The sequence below is a fragment of the Dickeya undicola genome (genome assembly GCF_000784735.1).
GTDB lineage: Bacteria > Pseudomonadota > Gammaproteobacteria > Enterobacterales > Enterobacteriaceae > Dickeya > Dickeya undicola.
This window is the reverse complement of record NZ_JSYG01000022.1, coordinates 84,280-104,928: the sequence shown is the minus strand read 5'-3', so window position 1 is coordinate 104,928 and position 20,649 is coordinate 84,280. Positions and strand designations below refer to the sequence as shown.

Annotated in this window: 17 protein-coding genes; 8 read left to right on the top strand and 9 right to left on the bottom strand. The window is 52.9% G+C overall.

Features of this window, described 5'->3' with window-relative positions:
* The first annotated feature begins 10 nt into the window (after nt 1-10).
* Both OB87_RS11545 and OB87_RS11540 read left to right on the top strand, forming a co-directional pair.
* Entirely contained in the window at nt 11-1,000 is a 990-nt protein-coding gene (locus tag OB87_RS11545; protein ID WP_395856821.1) for a FecCD family ABC transporter permease, read from the top strand.
* On the top strand, nt 997-1,788 hold the full coding sequence (locus tag OB87_RS11540; RefSeq protein WP_033569580.1) for an ABC transporter ATP-binding protein: 792 nt from the start codon (nt 997-999) through the stop codon (nt 1,786-1,788). Before OB87_RS11545 ends, OB87_RS11540 begins: the two co-directional genes overlap by 4 nt.
* 133 nt (nt 1,789-1,921) lie before the next feature.
* Here OB87_RS11540 and OB87_RS11535 read toward each other — a convergent pair whose 3' ends face one another.
* The 5 genes from OB87_RS11535 to glyA all read right to left on the bottom strand — a co-directional run bounded on the left by OB87_RS11535 (nt 1,922) and on the right by glyA (nt 7,511).
* Nucleotides 1,922-3,043, bottom strand: a complete 1,122-nt coding sequence (locus OB87_RS11535; protein WP_033569579.1) for an ABC transporter substrate-binding protein — start codon at nt 3,041-3,043, stop codon at nt 1,922-1,924.
* Nucleotides 3,044-3,235: 192 nt separating this feature from the next.
* Nucleotides 3,236-4,276, bottom strand: coding sequence for a nickel/cobalt transporter (locus OB87_RS11530; RefSeq protein ID WP_033569578.1), 1,041 nt, complete (start codon nt 4,274-4,276; stop codon nt 3,236-3,238).
* On the bottom strand, nt 4,267-4,929 hold the full coding sequence (locus tag OB87_RS11525; protein WP_033569577.1) for a DUF1007 family protein: 663 nt from the start codon (nt 4,927-4,929) through the stop codon (nt 4,267-4,269). Before OB87_RS11525 ends, OB87_RS11530 begins: the two co-directional genes overlap by 10 nt.
* Before the next feature lie 45 nt (nt 4,930-4,974).
* The gene (locus OB87_RS11520; protein WP_033569576.1) at nt 4,975-6,123 is read right to left on the bottom strand and encodes a 3-phenylpropionate MFS transporter; all 1,149 of its coding nucleotides are present in this window, start codon (nt 6,121-6,123) and stop codon (nt 4,975-4,977) included.
* 134 nt (nt 6,124-6,257) lie between these two features.
* Nucleotides 6,258-7,511, bottom strand: coding sequence for a serine hydroxymethyltransferase (gene glyA / locus OB87_RS11515; RefSeq protein ID WP_033569575.1), 1,254 nt, complete (start codon nt 7,509-7,511; stop codon nt 6,258-6,260).
* 341 nt (nt 7,512-7,852) lie between these two features.
* Between glyA and OB87_RS11510 the strand changes: the two genes are divergently transcribed.
* The 6 genes from OB87_RS11510 (at nt 7,853) to pemA (ending at nt 16,097) form a co-directional block, all read left to right on the top strand.
* Nucleotides 7,853-8,164 carry an NO-inducible flavohemoprotein gene (locus tag OB87_RS11510; protein ID WP_033569574.1) on the top strand — a complete coding sequence of 104 codons (312 nt, stop codon included), beginning with the start codon at nt 7,853-7,855 and terminating at the stop codon, nt 8,162-8,164.
* A 509-nt stretch (nt 8,165-8,673) separates the two neighbouring features.
* The gene (pelA, locus tag OB87_RS11505) at nt 8,674-9,852 is read left to right on the top strand and encodes a pectate lyase PelA (RefSeq protein ID WP_033569573.1); all 1,179 of its coding nucleotides are present in this window, start codon (nt 8,674-8,676) and stop codon (nt 9,850-9,852) included.
* A 407-nt stretch (nt 9,853-10,259) separates the two neighbouring features.
* Nucleotides 10,260-11,474, top strand: coding sequence for a pectate lyase PelE2 (pelE2, locus tag OB87_RS11500; protein ID WP_033569572.1), 1,215 nt, complete (start codon nt 10,260-10,262; stop codon nt 11,472-11,474).
* Between the two features lie 528 nt (nt 11,475-12,002).
* Complete coding sequence (gene pelD, locus OB87_RS11495; protein ID WP_033569571.1) at nt 12,003-13,181, top strand: pectate lyase PelD; 1,179 nt, start codon at nt 12,003-12,005, stop codon at nt 13,179-13,181.
* A gap of 77 nt (nt 13,182-13,258) precedes the next feature.
* On the top strand, nt 13,259-14,914 hold the full coding sequence (gene paeY / locus OB87_RS11490; protein WP_033569570.1) for a pectin acetylesterase PaeY: 1,656 nt from the start codon (nt 13,259-13,261) through the stop codon (nt 14,912-14,914).
* An 82-nt stretch (nt 14,915-14,996) separates the two neighbouring features.
* Nucleotides 14,997-16,097: a pectinesterase PemA gene (gene pemA, locus OB87_RS11485; protein WP_033569569.1), complete on the top strand. Its 1,101-nt coding sequence runs from the start codon at nt 14,997-14,999 to the stop codon at nt 16,095-16,097.
* 122 nt (nt 16,098-16,219) lie between these two features.
* Here pemA and glnB read toward each other — a convergent pair whose 3' ends face one another.
* The 4 genes from glnB to OB87_RS11465 all read right to left on the bottom strand — a co-directional run bounded on the left by glnB (nt 16,220) and on the right by OB87_RS11465 (nt 20,211).
* Nucleotides 16,220-16,558, bottom strand: a complete 339-nt coding sequence (gene glnB, locus OB87_RS11480) for a nitrogen regulatory protein P-II (protein ID WP_033569568.1) — start codon at nt 16,556-16,558, stop codon at nt 16,220-16,222.
* Between the two features lie 85 nt (nt 16,559-16,643).
* Complete coding sequence (gene glrR, locus OB87_RS11475) at nt 16,644-17,981, bottom strand: two-component system response regulator GlrR (RefSeq protein ID WP_033569567.1); 1,338 nt, start codon at nt 17,979-17,981, stop codon at nt 16,644-16,646.
* Nucleotides 17,978-18,775: a two-component system QseEF-associated lipoprotein QseG gene (gene qseG, locus OB87_RS11470; protein WP_033569566.1), complete on the bottom strand. Its 798-nt coding sequence runs from the start codon at nt 18,773-18,775 to the stop codon at nt 17,978-17,980. The genes glrR and qseG overlap by 4 nt, the downstream gene beginning before the upstream one ends.
* Nucleotides 18,776-18,777: 2 nt before the next feature.
* Complete coding sequence (locus tag OB87_RS11465; protein WP_033569565.1) at nt 18,778-20,211, bottom strand: sensor histidine kinase; 1,434 nt, start codon at nt 20,209-20,211, stop codon at nt 18,778-18,780.
* Nucleotides 20,212-20,649: the final 438 nt, after the last annotated feature.

Below are 20,649 nucleotides of genomic sequence, written 5' to 3'. Positions count from 1 at the left end.
TCACCGGTTGATGCTGATGACCGTACTGGCCGTAGCGATTGTCGCCTCCTTGTTGCTGGACTTTATGCTCGGCCCATCCGGTCTGCCGTTGGATGTACTGTGGCAAACGCTAACCGACCCTGCCAGCGCAGACGCCGGTAGTCGTGTCATCGTCTGGGACATTCGCCTGCCGTATGCGCTGATGGCGGTGGTGGTAGGCCTGGCGTTGGGGCTGGCAGGGGCAGAGATGCAAACCATCCTGAACAACCCGCTGGCGAGTCCGTTCACTCTGGGCGTGTCTTCCGCAGCAGCATTCGGCGCAGCGTTGGCGATCGTATTGGGGATCGGTATTCCGGGCATTCCAGCGCAGTGGTTCATTTCCGCCAATGCCTTCTTGTTCGCCCTGCTGGCAGCGCTGCTGCTCGACGGTATTACCCGCTGGACCAAGGTGGCAACATCCGGCGTGGTATTGTTCGGGATCGCGCTGGTGTTCACCTTTAACGCACTGGTGTCTATCCTGCAATTTGTCGCCAATGAAGACACGTTACAGGGGCTGGTGTTCTGGACCATGGGTAGCCTGGCGCGTTCATCCTGGGAAAAACTCGCTATTCTGCTGACGGTGCTTGTCATCGTAATGCCGCTATCCATGATGAGTTCATGGAAGCTGACCGCATTGCGTTTGGGAGAAGATCGCGCCATCAGTTTCGGCATCAACGTGCGCCGCCTGCGGCTGGCCACGCTGCTGCGCATCAGCTTTCTGTCGGCACTGTCGGTCGCGTTCGTTGGGCCGATTGGTTTTATCGGTCTGGTAGCACCGCATATTGCTCGCATGACTTTTGGTGAAGATCACCGCTTCTATCTGCCAGCCAGCGCCCTGACCGGCGCACTGGTGCTGTCGCTGGCTTCTGTTGTCTCTAAAAACCTGCTGCCAGGCGTCATCATTCCGGTAGGGATTGTCACTTCACTGGTCGGGGTTCCTTTCTTCCTCAGCATCATTCTGCGTAACCGGGGGAACGTATGAGTCACAACGGGCTGGCGATTTCTCATTTTTCAGCAGGCTACCCCAAACGGACCATCATTAACGATTTGTCGGTTCCCCTGCTACCACGTGGCAGAATCACCGTGCTGTTGGGGCCGAATGGCAGCGGCAAATCGACGCTGTTACGCGCACTGGCCGGGCTGGGGCAAGCACAAGGTGACTTGCTGCTGGACGATGTCAACCTGATGCAGTTACCGTTCACCAAACGGGCGGAAAAAGTGGTGTATCTGCCGCAATCACTGCCTGCTGGCGTGCATCTACATGTACTGGAGTCGATTATTGTCGCCCAGCGCGCATCCGGTGGGTTGTACCACAGCAGCAGCGAAGACGAGGTGTTGACACTGCTCAGGCAGTTAGGCATTTCGCATCTGGCGATGAGCTATCTGGACCAGCTTTCCGGCGGTCAGAAACAGCTGGTCGGGTTGGCACAATCGCTTATCCGCCAGCCTTCGCTACTATTGCTGGATGAACCGCTCAGCGCGCTCGACCTCAACTACCAGTTCCACGTGATGGATCTGGTTCGTCAGGAAACCCGCAAGCGCAATATCGTGACAGTAGTGGTGGTACATGACATCAATATCGCGTTGCGTCATGGCGATCACGTGCTGATGCTCAAAGACGGCAAGCTGATTGCTGACGGTGAACCGGCCGAAGTAATCAGTGAAGAGAGCCTGGCGCAGGTGTACGGGGTTCGTGGCCGTATCGAGCGCTGTTCCCGCGGTATTCCGCAGGTGATGATTGACGGACTGGTTGCTGAACCGACGCTGTAAACCACGCAACACACGAAAAACGCCCCGACCATGCAGATGATCGGGGCGTTTTGTTATTTACGTTCTTTCTTCACATTGACTGATTGCCGTTCTGTCGCCATCATCCGCCCGATGAAGGCGGCGGCATCACAGCTCAGGATTTCGCTGGCAACGTCACCCAGTAACCCGGCTGGTACGGTAACGGCAGGAATTTCTCATGGAAGGTACGGAAAGTGGCATCCGGATCGATATCTTTAAACAAGTCCGGGTGCAGCCACTTCGCCATCACCTGAATCGCTACAAACTGATACGGGCTGTCATAGAACTGATGCCAGATGGCATGTGCATTACCGTTGGTGGCAACCGGCAGCGTTTTAAATGCAGAGCGTTCCATCAGCTTCTGCAAGCGCTGCAACGCCTGTTGCTGGTCAGCCCCTGGCCCGACACCAACCCAGCCGTTAGCGGTGTTGTAGTTCTTCCAGTTGGCACCGGTGACGATAACCACATCCGGACGTGCACTGATGATCTGCTCCGGGTTCAGGGTGCCGAAAGTGCCAGGAATAATGCCCTTGGCGATATTGATGCCGCCCGCAGCTTCCACCATTTTCCCAAAGTTTTCATTGCCGAATGACATGCAGCACTCTTCGTCATAGCCACCGGCGCGGTCGATCATCACCTTCGGACGCGGCCCCTGATAGTTCTTCAGGCGCTCGGTCACGATATCAATCTGCTGACGGCGGAACTGAACGATCTCTTCAGCACGTGCCGGTTTGCCCAGCAGTTGGCCCATGATACGAATGCTTTTCTCGGCGTTTTCAAACGGCTTTTCACGGAAATCGATAAACACCACCGGAATGCCCAGACCACTGAGCTTTTCAATCAGTTTGGCTTCATCGGTAGCGGCTTTCGCTTCCAGATTCATCAGCACCAAATCCGGCTTCAGCTTCACCGCCTGCTCAACGTTGAAGGTGCCGTCTTTGGCACCACCGAAGGTCGGCAATTGTTTAATCTGCGGGTATTTATGTTCATAAGCCAGATAGCCGTCATAGTCGGCTTTCGGCAAGTCGTCACGCCAGCCGACCACGCGCTGGAACGGTGCATCGGTATCAAACGCTGCCAGCAGATAAATCTGCCGCCCCTCCCCCAGAATCACGCGCTTTACTTCAGACTTGATCTCAACTTTTCTGCCACTAACGTCTTCCACCACAATCGGGGCCGCCCGAACAGCCGAAACCAGCCCTAACGCCATGCCAACGGCACACAACCACTTTTTCATTCTGTTATTCCCTGCCCGCTTTACGGATAATGAGATTCGTTATCATTCAATGTAAATAATAAAGTTACGGTTACATTCGGGCAATCTTTTTTACATGAAAAAACAGGATATTTATCGATACGTGATGGGGATCGACCGGAGGAAGCACCGTCGTAGCAGAGCAACGACATACGCGTGATTTGCAATAGGGCATTACCCCATCAGCGGCCGAATCCCGCCCATCACATCCGGTTGCGTGGAGAGATAAAGCACAACACCGACAAAGGTTAGCGCCATACCGCCTGCCAGCGATAACGCTGACCAGACCAGCGCTTGCCAGCGTGGAGAGGAAGAAGCACCGGCGCGGCTTAGGCGTTCCAATTGCTGGCGACAGAACAGCACCGCCACGCCCAGCAGTGAGACGGTAAGCGCGGTCCCTAGCGCCATGGTCAGGGCCGAGATTACGCCCCAGACAAACACGCCCAGCACCTTGGCAAACAGCAACACCATTATCGCGCCGGAGCACGGGCGCAACCCCATCGCCAACACCACCATCAGGCGGGTACGCCAGCCATCACCGTGGCTGAGCGCTTCTGCCGACGGTACATGCTGATGACCACAACCACAGTGCTCATCGTGTTGATGGCCTACGACTGGTGCCAGCCGAACGCCGGACGCCGACGCATCAAGCGGTGTTAACAAGCGAATACGCGGTTTGGCGCGGGAAAACAGTAATACCCACAGACGTCTGAATGCGCGCAGGCACAGCCAGCCGCCGAGCCCAGCCACCAGCACAAAGCTGCTTTTCTCCACCCAAAAACTGCCGATGTGCAAAGCCCGGCTGGAAAGCTTCAACACCGCCAGCACCAGCGTCACCAGTACGATCGCGACCATCCCTTGTAACAAGGCGGAGGCAAAGGTCAGCTGCAAACTGCTTTTCAACCGCGATGGATGGGTCGCCAGATAGGTGGCGATCACCACTTTGCCGTGGCCGGGGCCAACCGCATGTAGCACACCATACACCAGGCTAAACATCACCAGCGTCCAGCCAGCCTGATGAGGTTGTGCCCGCACCTGCTCCATCAAATCCGACATCTGCTGATGCAGCGACCTCTGCCATTCAATGCTTTGCATCAGAATCGACGGCCACCAGATCATGGCCTGCCATGCGGCCACGCCTATCAGCAGTAAAAACAGCACCAGCGGCCACCAGCGCAGGTAATGTCGGGTCACGTGGGCATGATTTACTGGCATTGCAGCGTGACCTGTTGAGCAAACTGTTTTCCCAGGTCCATGTCTTTGGCTGGCGTGGCATTTTTGTCCAGCGACAGCGCATAAGACTGGAGCGACGTATCAGGTTTCGGCGTCATCAGCGTGGTTTTACAGCGTGCAGCCAGCGCAGCATTAATCTGAATCGCTTTGTCATCTTTATACGACATATCAACGAAATAGGAGGGATCATAAGTGGAAATCAGTAACGGCGCGCCCGCCAGCGGTTGCGGGTGAGCCAGCGGCAACACAAACTCCAGCACCGCTTTGTTGCCTGCGCGGGAGAGATGATACTCCGTTGGTAACGGCTGGTATTTCACTGGTTTCCCGTCACGGTAAATATCCGTGAAGTAGTGCTGCCCCAGCACATTCGCCATTACCTCGGCGGCCAGTTTTTTCCACACCTCCGAGCCTTTGGACGCATTGCCAGCGTCGTATAACAGATCGGCGGAAGTAATGGGATCCATAGTCCAGTTCATGCGCAGCCCGGTTATCTGATCGTCTTTCCCTTCCACGGTGGTTTTCATATCGATAAAACTGTGCGGATGGGCCAGCGCCGGGCCGGATACCGCCACCATGGTCAACAGCAGGCAGCTTACCCAACGGAATGAAAAGCCTAAATTGTTATAGTGTAACATTTTCTATCCTGACCGTTTTCGTCTGTCACTGATACGCTGTCTTATTCAGCGCAAGCGAGTGCTTACCTGTGGGCGTAACATGAATGCCGGTAACACCAGCAATGCCATCACCCAGAAGGTTCCTCCCTGAAGGTACTCAAACAGAAAGCCAGACACTACCGTCATCACGGCAACGGCACCCCCGGTGCCCAGCGCCGAATACGCCGCCTGCAAGCGCAGCACGTCGGCATCGTGGCGTGAAGAAATAAACCGCATGGCGGCCAGGTGGCAAACCGTAAAGGTGCCACAATGTAAAAGCTGTATCACGATAAGCCATGGCAGCGACACCGTCGCCCCCATCAGGCTCCAACGCACCACGCCACACAGCGCGGACAACATCAGTAACCCAGATGCGCTCCAGTGCCCGAACAGACGCTTGCTCAATGCAAAAATGACAATTTCCGCCACCACGCCCAGCGACCACAAATAACCGATAACCGCCGCTGAATACCCCGCCTGCTGCCAGTAAATGACACTAAAACCGTAGTAGGCAGCGTGAGCGCCCTGCAACAAGGACACGCTTAGCAGAAAACGCCAGACTGCCGGTTCACGCAGCAAGACGAGCCACGGCGTAGCGGCGGTCTGCGTCTGGTGTCGTTTGACAGAAGCAGGCATCACATGCGGCGTCAACGCCATCCCCAGCAGCATTGACAGTAGCCCCACCGCCAGTGTCGCTAAAATCGCCTGATGCCCCCAGACCGCCACCAGTTGTCCTGTCACGGCGGAGCCAATCACAAATGCAACCGAGCCCCACACCCGCACCCGGCCGTAATCCAACGGGATCTGTTTTTGCCAGGTTGCCGCCAGTGCATCGGTAAGCGGAATCAATGGCGCGAAGAACAGGTTGAAGCCGATCATCACTAACATCAGCCACAACCAGGCGCTGCCCAGCCAGAATCCGATGGAGGTCAATACCGATAATAACGCCAGCAACCGCAGTACGGTGATCAACCGGGCCGGGTCTTTTACCAGTGGGGTAATAAACAGGCTACCCGCAAACCGCGCCACCAGCCCGGCACCAAGCAAGATGCCGATCGCCTCGGCGGATAATCCTTCGCCTTTGAGCCAGCCGCCCCAGAATGGCAGAAAAATGCCATAGCTGAAGAAATAGGTGAAATAGCCAAGCGCCAGCCAGTACGTTGATTGCAGAACCATATTGCCTCTCCTCTACGGTCGGTTACTCTGTCAGAGAGCCGGGGCGGAAGCAACGGGGAGTAGAAAAACAAACGCCAGCCCGAAGGCTGGCGTTGGCAGAGCGCCCGAGCAACGCGGACGCATCAGGCAAGCTATCAGGCGTAAACCGGGAAACGGGCGCAGATATCCAGCACTTTCTGTTTCACGCGCTCAATAACGGCTTCGTCGTTGATGTTGTCCAGCACATCGCAGATCCAACCAGCCAGCTCGCGCACTTCCGCTTCTTTGAAACCGCGACGAGTTGCCGCCGGTGTACCGATACGGATACCGGAGGTCACAAACGGGCTCTTAGGATCGTTCGGTACGCTGTTTTTGTTCACGGTGATGTTGGCACGGCCCAGCGCAGCGTCAGCGTCTTTACCGGTCAGGTTTTTGCTGACCAGATCCAGCAGGAACAGGTGGTTATCTGTACCGCCGGACACCACGTTGAACCCGCGAGACAGGAACACTTCTACCATCGCTTTGGCGTTTTTCGCTACCTGCTGCTGATAGGTTTTGAACTCCGGCTCCATCGCTTCTTTCAGCGCCACAGCTTTACCGGCGATGACGTGCATCAGCGGGCCACCCTGGCCGCCAGGGAATACGGCAGAGTTCAGTTTTTTGTACAGGTCTTCGTCACCGCCCTTCGCCAGGATCAGGCCGCCACGCGGGCCAGCCAGGGTTTTGTGGGTGGTGGTGGTCACGATGTGAGCGTGCGGAACCGGGTTCGGATAAACGCCTGCTGCGACCAGACCAGCGACGTGCGCCATGTCGACGAACAGATAAGCGCCGATGCTGTCGGCGATTTCACGCATTTTCGCCCAGTCAACAACGCCAGAATACGCAGAGAAGCCGCCCACGATCATTTTCGGCTTGTGGGTGCGGGCCAGTTCGGCCATTTCGTCATAGTTGATCTTGCCGCTGTCATCGATACCGTAAGGCACGACCTTATACAGTTTACCAGACAGGTTGACCGGAGAGCCGTGAGTCAGGTGGCCGCCGTGTGCCAGATTCATACCCAGAATGGTATCGCCCGGCTGCAACAGCGCGGTGTAGACAGCGAAGTTAGCCTGAGAGCCGGAGTGCGGCTGTACGTTAGCGTAATCGGCACCAAACAGTTCCTTGGCGCGATCGATAGCCAGTTGCTCAACCACGTCAACGTATTCGCAACCGCCGTAGTAGCGTTTGCCCGGATACCCTTCGGCGTATTTGTTGGTCAGCTGCGACCCCTGGGCCTGCATGACGCGTGGACTGGTATAGTTTTCTGACGCAATCAGTTCAATGTGCTCTTCCTGACGCACCACTTCTTGCTGCATTGCTTGCCATAGCTCGGCATCGTAATCGGCAATGTTCATTTCACGCTTTAACATCCGCATCTCCTGACTCAGCTAACTTGCTTCTTTATTAAAATTACCCAAAGGGCCGTGGGCACATAGTGTAAACCGTTTTTGACTGGCGATGATAGGGCTTGACAGAGGTTTTTACGCAAACGATTAGCTACAGGCTACGCAAGGCTTTACGTCTTTTGGTGATTAGCCATTGAGGCTGACTTTTTCTCATCCTCAACCTGCATTTTTTTCATGCGAATTGGCTGTTGCTCGCTCTCCCAGCCCAATGCAAGCCTCCGTAAAGGATTTACAGTCGATGTTCTTTTTTTATAAGACTCTCTTTAAATGCAACTTATAGACAATAACAGGCGGGTATCTTCTGGTTGCACGCGGCTGAAAATACCGAAGTACATGCTTTCACCGATGAAGTCGCCGACATTGCCGCAGCGCTACCATCGTTGCAATCCTATGTCTGGTATCGGGAAGCATCATCGGTGACTGCACGTTCCGCGCAGGTTTTTCACGGATTGATGACATTGAAAGATCTTCCGGAGCCACTGTCGGTGGCAAACCTGCACTGTTATTTATGCGGTCCGGTCGCCTTTATGCAATTGACTGCTCGGCAGTTACTGGAGTTGGGCATTCCCGAATCGCAGATTCATTACGAATGCTTTGGTCCGCACAAGGTGATATAACCGGTAAAAGGTTATATTCATTCACCCCAGCAGGCCGGTAATTCGGCCTGTTTTATTTTCCATTTATTTCCCAAAAATAAATGCCGTGGAAAAAATAACCTGACGGGTTAACCGCTGCTGTTTCGTAATCGTTTCATTTACCATCGCCCATGCTGACAAATAAAAAACCAACCAATAAAAACAGCGCTTCTGCACCGCTGTTCGCTTTTTATTCCCAAACAAAAAATAGTTAAGACAACCTTCACAAATAAGAAACAAAAAACACAATGTTACACTTAAAACACCGTTTCATTATTCATGGATATTGAAAAACAAATAAATAGATCGTATTCATTGGCGGCCTTTAAGTAACCGCATCGCCAACACATCAATATTGATAATAAATTATTATTAATATGTGATGAATGTATAGCTGGCGGTTATTAGGGGTGACAAATAAAAAATAACCCATCGATGTATATGGAAATTATTTTCAACAATCAACACAGGATTCTAGTAAGGAAAATACGATGAACAAAGTATTAGGACGTTCTTTTGCCCGCTCCTCAACCTGTTTGCTGGCTGCTCTGATCGCTGGTGCCATGACCTCTGGCGTTTCCGCTGCTGAACTGGTTAACAGTAAAGCACTGGAGTCAGCGCCTGCTGCTGGCTGGGCATCACAAAACGGCTCCACCACCGGCGGTGCCGCAGCAACCAGCGAGAATATCTACGTCGTTAGCACGATTAGCGAGTTCACCAATGCACTCAGTGCTGGTGCCGTCGCAAAAATTATCCAGATCAAAGGCACCGTCGATATCAGCGGTGGTACACCCTACAAAGATTTCGCTGACCAGAAAGCCCGCAGCCAGATCTACATTCCGGCTAACACTACCGTGATCGGGCTTGGCACCGACGCTAAATTCATCAATGGCTCTTTGATTATCGACGGTACTGACGGCACCAATAACGTCATCATCCGTAACGTCTACATCCAGACGCCCATTGACGTAGAGCCACATTACGAAAAAGGCGATGGCTGGAATGCCGAATGGGATGGCATGAACATCACCAACGGCGCTCACCATGTGTGGGTCGACCACGTTACCATCAGTGACGGCAGCTTTACCGATGACATGTACACCACCAAGGACGGCGAAACTTACGTCCAACACGATGGTGCACTGGATATCAAACGGGGTTCCGACTACGTTACTATCTCCAACAGCCTGTTCGATCAGCACGACAAAACCATGTTGATTGGTCACAGCGACACCAACTCAGCTCAGGATAAAGGCAAGCTGCACGTCACGCTGTTTAACAACGTGTTCAATCGCGTAACCGAACGTGCGCCTCGCGTTCGTTATGGCAGCATTCACAGCTTCAACAACGTCTTCACCGGCGACGTGAAAGACCCAACATATCGTTACCTGTATAGCTTTGGTATCGGCACCAGCGGCAGTGTACTGTCCGAAGGTAATAGCTTCACTATCGCCAACCTGAATGCCAGCAAAGCGTGCAAAGTGGTGAAGAAATTCAACGGTTCCATTTTCTCCGACAATGGCTCTACCTTTAACGGTAACGCGGTCGATTTGTCTGGCTGCGGTTTCAGTGCTTATACCAGCGCGATTCCTTACGTTTACACCGTTCAGCCGATGACCAGCGAACTGGCGCAGTCCATTACGGACAACGCAGGTTCAGGCAAGCTGTAATCCCTAACGCTTGCTCCCAACGGCCGCCCACCCTGGCGGCCGTTTTTTATTTGTCTCCCCGGTTTCATCCACATGTCCGCCCTTCCCTGCATGACCACCACAACCAAATCAACACAAAAAATCAACAATAAAGAACATCACCAATTGAGGAATAAAAATAATTAATTGATTTTAATAAAAAATAAAACAAAACCCTCGTAACACAAACTTACAATTACAGTCAATACATTATCTTTGATTATAAAAAGCCATTCCCACCATCGTGACGCAGTGCACAAAATAAACACTAAAAGCGCATAAACATTCGCCAAGACGAAAGATGAAATGGTATTTCGTTTTTAGACGCACGAGTAACAAATAGACACCATTGGATCGCTCTTTGAGCACACAAGGAAAAGGAAATTGTCATGAGCAAAACACGTATGTCTTTAATTTTAAAACAGAAAAAATCAGAACGCTCAACTCTGGGAACCAAAAGTGCACTGGCAGTGATTATTGCCACGACCATGATGGTTTCCGTGGCTTCCGCCGCCAGTCTGCAAACGACCAAAGCGACAGAAGCGGCCTCAACCGGCTGGGCAACACAGAGCGGCGGCACGACTGGCGGAGCGAAAGCCTCATCATCCAAAATCTATGCGGTAAAAAGCATCAGTGAATTCAAAGCGGCGCTGAATGGCACTGACTCGTCACCTAAAATCATTCAGGTAACGGGAGCCATTGATATCAGCGGCGGCAAAGCCTACACCAGCTTTGACGACCAGAAAGCTCGCAGCCAAATCAGTATTCCTTCCAACACCACCATCATCGGTATTGGTAACAAAGGCAAATTCACCAACGGCTCTTTGGTGGTGAAAGGCGTCAGCAACGTTATTCTACGCAACCTGTATATCGAAACACCGGTAGACGTAGCGCCGCATTACGAAGATGGGGATGGCTGGAACGCAGAATGGGATGCGGTGGTGGTTGACAGTACAGACCACGTCTGGGTTGACCATGTCACCATCAGCGACGGCAGCTTTACCGATGACAAATACACCACTAAAAACGGCGAAAAATACGTCCAGCACGACGGTGCACTGGATATCAAGAAAGGGTCTGACTATGTCACCATTTCCAACAGCCGCTTTGAACTGCACGACAAGACCATCCTGATCGGCCACAGCGACAATAATGGCTCACAGGATTCCGGCAAACTGCGCGTGACCTTCCACAACAACCTGTTTGACCGCGTCGGCGAACGTACTCCGCGTGTACGTTTTGGTAGCGTTCATGCTTACAACAACGTTTACGTTGGCGACGTCAACCACAAAGCCTACCGCTATCAGTACAGCTTCGGTATCGGCACCAGCGGTAGCCTGCTGTCTGAGTCCAACGCGTTTACCATTGATAACCTTAAGAAGATCAGCGGTCGCGACAAGGAATGCAGTGTTGTCAAAGCGTTTAACGGCAAAATCTTCTCTGATAAGGGTTCGATCATCAACGGTGCTTCGTACAATCTGAACGGTTGCGGCTTTGGCTTCAGTTCATATACCGCCAAGATCCCGTACAAATACTCAGCCCAAACCATTACCACCAGTCTGGCAAATAGCATCAGCAGCAACGCTGGTTACGGCAAACTGTAATTCTCTACTTAACCGCAAAGGCCACTTGCCAAAGTGGCCTTTTACTTTCACCACATCACTCGTATCGTTCCGCTGTTATTTCTCTCGTTTCCCCATACCGTTTTCTCAATGCTGTGCTGGCTAACCCGTTTTTTTTTCGGTACGCCCCCCAACAAATTAACGATTACCTTATAAAAAACAGGGATAAATCAGCACTCATAAGAACTGCTGGTTCATAAAATTTTATTTAATAAAAATCGAATCAATTGTTAACTATTCTCGTTATTTTAGATAAAAACACTACGTCATACAGCTGAATTTAAAAGAAAATTTAATTCAAGATTCATTATAAAAAGTTACTGGTCACGATCACACTTTAGATAAAATTAATTCCCCTCATAAAAAAAACGCGATTTTGGTCACGAAACAAACAATCGAAAACGCTTAAAAATCCGCCTTGCCGAAGGACAAAATGGCGTTTCATTTTTTTCATAATCATTTTTCAATCACCACAATTGGATTAGCGCTTACAGCGCAAGGAACCAGTCTATGAACAACACTCGTGTGTCTTCAGTAGGTACTAAAAGTTTGCTGGCAGCCGTCATCGCCACCTCCATGATGGCTTGGTCAGTTAACGCAGCTACGCTGCAAACCACCAAGGCGACAGAAGCAGCGTCAACCGGTTGGGCAACGCAGGGCGGCGGCACCACCGGCGGTGCTAAAGCAGCTTCAGCCAAAATCTATGCAGTAAAAAGCATCAGCGAATTCAAAGCCGCGCTGAATGGCACCGATTCCGATCCGAAAATCATTCAGATCACCGGTGCTATTGATATCAGTGGCGGCAAAGCCTACACCAGCTTTGACGATCAGAAAGCCCGCAGCCAAATCAGCGTGCCTTCCAACACCACCATCATCGGTATTGGTAGCAACGGTAAATTCACCAACGGTTCTCTGGTAATCAAAGGCGTCAGCAACGTTGTTCTGCGTAACCTGTATATCGAAACGCCGGTGGACGTAGCGCCGCATTACGAAGATGGGGATGGCTGGAACGCCGAGTGGGATGCCGCCGTTATCGACAACTCCACCCGCGTTTGGGTTGACCATGTCACCATCAGCGATGGCAGCTTCACCGACGACAAATACACCACCAAAAATGGTGAAAAATACGTCCAGCACGACGGCGCACTGGATATCAAGAAAGGGTCTGACTACGTCACCATTTCCAACAGCCGCTTCGAACTGCACGATAAAACCATCCTGATTGGTCACAGCGACAGCAACGGCTCACAGGACTCCGGTAAACTGCGCGTGACCTTCCACAATAACGTGTTTGACCGTGTAACCGAACGTACCCCACGTGTGCGCTTTGGTAGCATCCACGCGTACAACAACGTGTACCTGGGCGATGTGAAGAACAGCGTCTACCCGTATCTGTACAGCTTCGGCCTGGGCACCAGCGGTAGCATTCTGTCTGAATCCAACTCCTTCACGCTCTCCAACCTGAAGAGCGTTGATGGTAAAAACCCAGAATGTAGCATCGTGAAGCAATTCAACAGCAAGGTGTTCTCCGATAAAGGCTCACTGGTCAACGGTTCATCAACCACGAACCTGGACACCTGCGGCCTGACAGCCTACAAACCGACTCTGCCGTACAAATATTCCGCTCAGACTATGACGAGCAGCCTGGCTAGCAGCATCAACAGCAACGCAGGCTACGGCAAACTGTAATTTCCCTGCCATCAACAGCGGCCACTTGAAAGAGTGGCCGTTTTTTGCATCAATCGCAGGGAGAAGAGGTCATCATCATGCTACTCATTACCTGGAAACGTACCCTTTTTCTCAGTTCACTGCTTTGTCTGCCCATTTCGTTTGCGCAGGCTGAGAGCACGGCTCCGGAAACCTCGGTTACGCCTTCACAGCCGATACTCAATGTCGTGACCCTGGCACCCAATACCCTGATTAGTGGTAGAGTGGCCTATCGAGATATCCGATTTCCCGCGACGTTGCTTATCAAAGACCAACGTGGCGTAGAGCACAAAGTCAAAACCGATATTCAGGGACGGTTTCATGCCGACGTGTCTTCGCTGGTTGCGCCTCTGCGGCTGTCTGCTATTGAAGCTGGCGGGCAAAACTGTCTTGTCAGTAATCAGCTTCGCGCCGTTTGCCTGAGCGCACTGGTTCCGCAATTGCGTGATGGTCATGAAAATCACGTTAATATCAATCCACTGACTGATCGCATCCTGTCTGATGTCGCTGCGTCGGCGGGTTATATTGGCCCGCAGCAACTGATCGATGACACCGTGTTACCGGCATTGTCAGCCGCATCCTGGGAAACCGCCTACCGCGAATTTCATGCTGGTTTTGACGATGCGCTGAAACAGGCAGGTATCGCCGTTCCCGCCCAGTTCGACCCGTTAACCTATCCGGATACGCAGACCCCAGCTTTTACCCAGGTTTTGCAGGTCATCAACCATGCCCGCAATTACCACAATGACAGCGGCCAGGCCGGTCACACCGTACTGACTGACATCGCGTTTCGTCCGATTATCGGGCTGAATGCTTCCGGCAGTTACGAGCCATTGGATTTTGCCCGCGCCCGCCAACAGCACAAAGCGCTTGAGCACGCACGTACCCGAATTTTCATCGTCAGCGACTCGACCGCCGCAACCTATGAGACAGCGCGCTTCCCCCGAATGGGATGGGGACAGGTCTTTGAACAGCAGTTCCGCCCCGGTAGCCAGATAGCCGTCGTGAACGGTGCCCGCTCCGGACGTAGTTCGCGTGATTTCTACTATGAAGGCTGGTTCCGCCAGATGGAGCCGTTTATGCGGCCGGGCGATTATTTGTTTATTGGTATGGGGCATAACGATCAGAACTGCGATAGCCAGAAAGCGGTTCGCGGCGCGGCGGATGTCGCCAACCTCTGTACTTACCCCAATAGCGCCGACGGCAGGCCGCAATACCCACAGGGCAAGCCGGATATGTCATTCCAGATCTCACTGGAACGCTACATTCGTTATGCACGAGCGCATCAGATGATACCGGTATTGCTAACCCCAACAGCACGTGTCAAAAACGCGGAAGGAAAGAATGGCACACCGGCGGTCCACAGCCACCTGACAAAACAGAACAAAGCCGGTGGCTATGCCTTTATCGGCGATTACACGCAGACCATCCGCGATACGGCCAGCAAGAACAAGGTGCCGCTGCTGGATGTGGAAACCGCGACGCTGGCGCTGGCCAACCAGGGTGATGGGCAGCAATGGCAACAATACTGGCTGGCCGTCGACCCAGACCGCTACCCTTATTACCGTAATCAGGCGGGCAGTCTGACTCAGCCTGATACCACGCACTTCCAGCAGAAAGGGGCGCAGGCCGTCGCGGCGATCGTCGCCGATCAGATCAGCGCGACACCTTCGCTACGGGAACTGGCGGCCAAGCTGCAACCGTCTGGTCGGTAATGCTGTGAAATAGGTTTTATAGGACGTTACTCGTGCATGAAGCACCTGGACTTCTGTCACTCACCACTAAAGGAATATGTGTATGTTAAAAACGATCTCTGGAACCCTTGCGCTGTCGCTGATTATCGCCGCCAGCGTACATCAGGCACAGGCCGCGACAACCTACAACGCGGTGGTTTCAAAATCCGCCAGCGACGGTAAAACGTTTAAAACTATTGCCGACGCGATTGCCAGCGCTCCGGCGGGCAGCACGCCATTCGTTATTTTGATCAAGAACGGCGTCTATAACGAACGCCTGACGATTACCCGCAATAACCTGCACCTGAAAGGTGAAAGCCGTAATGGTACGATCATTGCCGTTGCCACCGCTGCGGGCACCCTGAAATCAGACGGTAGCAAGTGGGGTACAGCAGGCAGCAGTACCGTCACTATCGGTGCCAAGGATTTCAGTGCCCAGTCACTGACCATTCGCAATGACTTTGATTTCCCGGCCAATCAGGCTAAAAGCGACAGCGATAGCAGTAAAACCAAGGACACGCAGGCGGTAGCGCTTTACGTCAACAAAAGCGGCGACCGCGCCTACTTCAAAGATGTCAGCCTGATCAGCTATCAGGATACGTTGTATGTTTCCGGTGGCCGTAGCTTCTTCTCCGATTGCCGAATCAGCGGCACCGTTGACTTTATCTTTGGTGACGGCACCGCGCTGTTCGACAATTGCGACCTGGTATCCCGCTACCGCGCCGACGTGAAGAGTGGCAACGTCTCTGGTTATCTGACAGCTCCCAGTACCAACATCAACCAGAAGTATGGTCTGGTGATCACCAACAGCCGCGTTACTCGGGAAAGTGACTCCGTTCCGGCCAAGAGCTATGGACTGGGACGCCCCTGGCATCCGACAACGACCTTCTCGGATGGTCGCTACGCGGATCCAAACGCCATTGGTCAAACCGTTTTCCTGAACACCAGCATGGATAACCATATTTATGGTTGGGACAAGATGTCCGGTAAGGATAAGGACGGCAACACCATCTGGTTCTATCCGGAGGATTCCCGTTTCTTCGAATACAAGTCCTATGGTGCGGGAGCCGCAGTGAGCAAAGACCGTCGACAACTGACCGACACACAAGCGAAAGAGTACACCCAGAGCAAAATACTGGGCGACTGGACGCCGACGCTCCCCTGACGGATGACCATTCTGATACAACAATCCCCCTTCTGAGGAGGGGGATTAGGGCTGACAACAAAACAGCCAGCTGATAACGGCTGGCTGTTTGTCTTTTCGAAATACGACAAGCTTGACCACTGTCAGATAGCGGCTTCGTCCTCTTCTCCGGTACGGATACGGATGACACGCGCCACATCAAAGACAAAGATCTTGCCGTCGCCAATCTTGCCGGTCTGTGCGGTAGTCATGATCGTTTCCACACAGGTATCGACGATATCGTCGGACACTACGATCTCAATTTTCACTTTCGGCAGAAAATCCACCATGTATTCCGCGCCGCGATACAGCTCGGTATGACCTTTCTGGCGTCCGAATCCTTTAACTTCCGTGACCGTCATCCCGGTGATGCCAACCTCGGCTAACGCTTCGCGTACATCATCCAGTTTGAATGGTTTAATAATCGCATCAATTTTTTTCATGGTGAAATCCTAATCATCACTATGTAGCGGCCAGAGCCAGCACGGCGAAATCATGATCGGCCATGCAATTCACAATAACTTAACACTATTCTTTAAAATCGTTGGCGTCCAGTTCGTGCCGTGCCAGCAATTTATAAAATTCCGTACGGTTTCGCCCCGCCATACGTGCTGCCTGCGTCACATTACCTTTGGCAATCTGCAGTAATTTGCGCAGGTAATTAAGCTCAAACTGGTTACGTGCTTCGACAAACGTAGGTAGCGCTGTATTTTCGCCTTGCAGTGCCTGTTCCACCAACCCATCGCCGATGACCGGGGCACTGGTCAGCGCGACGCATTGCTCAATCACATTGACCAGTTGCCGCACGTTGCCTGGCCAGCTGGCTGTCATCAGGCGTTTCATGGCGTCCGTCGAAAAACTGCGGACAAAGGGTTTGTGCCGAGCTGCTGCTTCGCGCAGCAAATGGTTGGCTAACAGCGGAATATCTTCAGCGCGCTCATTCAATGCAGGCAGTTTGAGATTCACCACATTGAGGCGATAGTAAAGATCCTCACGAAACTCCCCTTTCTCCATCGCTTTGGGTAAATCACGATGGGTGGCGGAAATAATCCGCACATTGATGTCTATATCCCGATTACTGCCCAGCGGCCTGATCTTCCGTTCCTGCAATACGCGCAACAGTTTCACCTGTAACGCAAGCGGCATATCACCAATTTCATCCAGAAACAGCGTGCCGCCTTCCGCCGCCTGAAATAGCCCCTCGCGCTGGCTGACGGCACCGGTAAAAGCCCCGCGGGCATGGCCGAACAACTCTGACTCCAGCAAAGGCTCTGGCAATGCGCCGCAGTTGATAGCGACGAACGGCCTTCCCGCCCGAGGACTGGCCGCGTGGATCGCCTGTGCCAGCACCTCTTTCCCGGTGCCGCTCTGGCCGTTAATCAACACACTGACGTCCGACTGCGCCACCATTTTGGCCTGCTCAAGCAAACGCTGCATAATCGGACTGCGCGTTACCACCGCTGCGCGCCAGCTTTCATCACTCGCTGGCGGCGACAGCTTAAGCGCATCATCAATCGCTTTGTATAATGCATCGCGATCAACCGGCTTGGTCAAGAAGCTGAAGACACCTTGCTGCGTTGCCGCCACCGCTTCAGGGATAGAACCGTGTGCAGTCAGGATAATCACCGGCATTCCCGGCTGATTTTTCTGGATTTCGGCAAACAAGGCCAACCCATCCATTTCATCCATACGCAAGTCACTGATCACCAGATCGATTTTTTCCCGCAGCAATAACCGCAACGCATCCTGGCCGCTGGCTGCCGTGGTCACGGTAAACCCTTCGCTGGTCAGCCGCATTCCCAGCAATTTCAACAGGCTGGGGTCATCATCCACTAATAGCAAACTGGCGGATTTTCGGGTGGTCATTCGCTTTTCATTCCTTTTTTCACCACGGCGGGCGGTATTTCGTTTTCACCACCTTTTACTGCCCGACGCCCCTCGCCATCTGGTAAATCGCCCTGAACCGGCTTGCGCGAGGAGAGCTGGCGTTCGATATCGGTCAAATTTTCCAGTTTACGCGTTGTGGTTTCCAACTGAGATTGCAACTGATTCTGCTGCTCATGCATGACCTCCAGTTGCTTATCGCTGTTTTCCTGTGCCCGCTGGAAACGCTGACGCTCATCAGCCAGAGTCAATATCAGGTTCTGTTTATCCAGCCATACCTGAAACAACGGCAACAACGTCAACGGCACATTCAACCGATGGCGATTCAGTTGCTCAATAATCTGTCGACGTTCCTGCTCGGTAGTCTCGGCATTATCCAGCAAGATGGCCTGACGGAACAAACCGCTCCAGTCATTCTCTCCCACAAGCAACGTCTGCTGCCTGGCCTGCACAGGCGTCATACGTGCAGCGCAGTCCATCACGCGTAACCAGTACAATGCATTATTCATCGCATCGGTGTTATGAAGTTGCCACAACCGCCCACAGGATAGGATACGGTAATCAGCCACCTGCTCTTTAGGCGGACTGACTATCTCAGACCCTCGTCGCTCGACAGGGGCATTGTCGTTATCCTGCACGCAGCCAGCCAGTATAACGACCGGTAAAAATAGCCATGCCAGGGTCAACCGTTTTTTCAGCGCGGCAACCGCCTCCGGGCCGGACAACAACCTCACCGGACCTCGCAACGACAGGAGGCTTAACAACCGTGCAATCATGGTTAATTCTCAGTGTTCAATGGTAAATCAATACGGAAACAGACATCGGCGTAATCCACCGTGACCAGATTCAGCTCCCCTTGCATTCGGCGGATACAATCCTGCGCAATGCTCAACCCCAGGCCGCTCCCTTTTACTGCGCCCTTACGCTGGTGAGCCCCCTGATAAAAAGGCTCAAATATCATGCTTTTATCCGCTTCAGAAATGGGAGTGCCACTGTTGGCGACATCAATCTGAACCCGCCCCTCTGCCTGACGGCTGCGGATCCAAATGTTACCGGATTCCTGCCCGTAGTGCACCGCATTGGAATAGAGATTATCCATCACCCGCATCAGTAGCGTGGTTTCTGCCCGGCACGACGTCGCACCCAGTTCAATATGCGTTTGCATCAACTTTCCTCGCGCTGGTAGGCTGTGAGCAGAGACAACCATCTCGACAATATCGTCAATATCTACCGGCTCCAGGCCAGCCGGTGCATCCGCCAGTTTTCGGTTATAGTCGAGCAGTTGTTCAATCAATTGCTGTAAATGGCGACTACTGTTATCGAGAATCGCCACCACCTCTTTCTGGTCAGCGGTCAGCGTGCCGACCACTTCGTCCGCCAGCAACGCCGCGCCTTCACGCAGGCTCGCCAATGGCGTTTTCAACTCATGAGACAAATGACGTAAAAACTCGTGACGTTGTGCTTCCAGCCAGGACAAACGTTCGCTCAGCCAAATGATCCGTTGTGCCAGAGAACGAATCTCCGTCGGCCCTCTGAAACTGGCGATTTTACCCAACGAACGGCCTTCTCCCAGGCGATTGATCATGCGCTCGACACCTTTCACCGGCCCGATAATCATCCGGGTAAACAGTATTACCAGCAGCACGCTGACCAGAAACAACACCAGCGCCTGCCAGCCGAAAAAACGGCCTCGCTCAGCGATGTCTTGTTGCAACTGTTGCCCGCGCGAGAAAATCACCTCGCGGGTGGCCTGCACCATCTGGGCATTCGTGCGCGAGAAACTATCCAGTACCGTGGCGGATGCCGACGCTGGGCCATTATTCTGGCAACGGATATCCGTCAGTTGTGTCAGGTATTGCCGTAGATTTTGATAATAGGACGGGTCGGGCAAAATCGGGGCATGGGCATCGAGCATCTGGGAATATTGCTTTCGCTGGTTTTGATACAGCTGCGATAAGGTTTGATCCCCCAGCACGCAAAACTGCCGGTAGCTGCGCTCCATGCTAACGGCAGTGCTGGTCATGGCTTCGCTGCGCCGGGCATCGGCCAGTGTGGTGTTATTGATTCCAGCAGCCTGTTCACTGAGGTGATCCAGACTTTCGTAGGCTTGATAAGCCAGCACTAACAGCGGCAACAAAACCAGCAGGAATGCCATAATGACCAACTGCCGCAAAGAGCGTGGAAAAAAACGCCAACGTTTCAACGAAATCATATCGTTACCTGCCAGAACAATCCGCCTGATACATCACTCGCAATAACGCGTCATTGTACGCGTTATCCGCATCACCTCAAAAGCAGACCGTCAGGATCGCGGGAAACCGCACGCAATCATCCCGTGCAGCAATGCAAACCCCGGCTGCAAAGTATGGGTCGGCTCGCAAAATAGCGTCGGACAGACCAACGGCGGCGGCCCCAAAAAGCGAAACCCGGTCACACAGTAACTGTCTGACCGGGTTTCTGAATAGGCGGTGCCTCACTCAACGTGTCGCCCGATGTGCGATAAAGCCCAAAGGCAGTTATCAATGAAGTTGGACGATAGGCACCTTATCTGTTGGCATCATTCCGGGTGTTATGAGCATGAAAAAGATGTTCATCATGCCATCATAACCAGTTGAATGAGCAGCGCCACTATTATGCACCCATCGTGCCA

What these genes read in the sequence shown, in the direction of transcription:
- OB87_RS11535 (WP_033569579.1), bottom strand. Translation starts at nt 3,043, where the DNA reads ATGAAAAAGTGGTTGTGTGCCGTTGGCATGGCGTTAGGGCTGGTTTCG.
- pelD (WP_033569571.1), top strand. Translation starts at nt 12,003, where the DNA reads ATGAACAACACTCGTGTGTCTTCAGTAGGTACTAAAAGTTTGCTGGCA.
- pemA (WP_033569569.1), top strand. Translation starts at nt 14,997, where the DNA reads ATGTTAAAAACGATCTCTGGAACCCTTGCGCTGTCGCTGATTATCGCC.
- pelA (WP_033569573.1), top strand. Translation starts at nt 8,674, where the DNA reads ATGAACAAAGTATTAGGACGTTCTTTTGCCCGCTCCTCAACCTGTTTG.
- paeY (WP_033569570.1), top strand. Translation starts at nt 13,259, where the DNA reads ATGCTACTCATTACCTGGAAACGTACCCTTTTTCTCAGTTCACTGCTT.
- OB87_RS11545 (WP_395856821.1), top strand. Translation starts at nt 11, where the DNA reads ATGCTGATGACCGTACTGGCCGTAGCGATTGTCGCCTCCTTGTTGCTG.
- pelE2 (WP_033569572.1), top strand. Translation starts at nt 10,260, where the DNA reads ATGAGCAAAACACGTATGTCTTTAATTTTAAAACAGAAAAAATCAGAA.
- OB87_RS11525 (WP_033569577.1), bottom strand. Translation starts at nt 4,929, where the DNA reads ATGTTACACTATAACAATTTAGGCTTTTCATTCCGTTGGGTAAGCTGC.
- glnB (WP_033569568.1), bottom strand. Translation starts at nt 16,558, where the DNA reads ATGAAAAAAATTGATGCGATTATTAAACCATTCAAACTGGATGATGTA.
- OB87_RS11520 (WP_033569576.1), bottom strand. Translation starts at nt 6,123, where the DNA reads ATGGTTCTGCAATCAACGTACTGGCTGGCGCTTGGCTATTTCACCTAT.
- qseG (WP_033569566.1), bottom strand. Translation starts at nt 18,775, where the DNA reads ATGATTGCACGGTTGTTAAGCCTCCTGTCGTTGCGAGGTCCGGTGAGG.
- glyA (WP_033569575.1), bottom strand. Translation starts at nt 7,511, where the DNA reads ATGTTAAAGCGTGAAATGAACATTGCCGATTACGATGCCGAGCTATGG.
- OB87_RS11465 (WP_033569565.1), bottom strand. Translation starts at nt 20,211, where the DNA reads ATGATTTCGTTGAAACGTTGGCGTTTTTTTCCACGCTCTTTGCGGCAG.
- OB87_RS11540 (WP_033569580.1), top strand. Translation starts at nt 997, where the DNA reads ATGAGTCACAACGGGCTGGCGATTTCTCATTTTTCAGCAGGCTACCCC.
- OB87_RS11530 (WP_033569578.1), bottom strand. Translation starts at nt 4,276, where the DNA reads ATGCCAGTAAATCATGCCCACGTGACCCGACATTACCTGCGCTGGTGG.
- glrR (WP_033569567.1), bottom strand. Translation starts at nt 17,981, where the DNA reads ATGACCACCCGAAAATCCGCCAGTTTGCTATTAGTGGATGATGACCCC.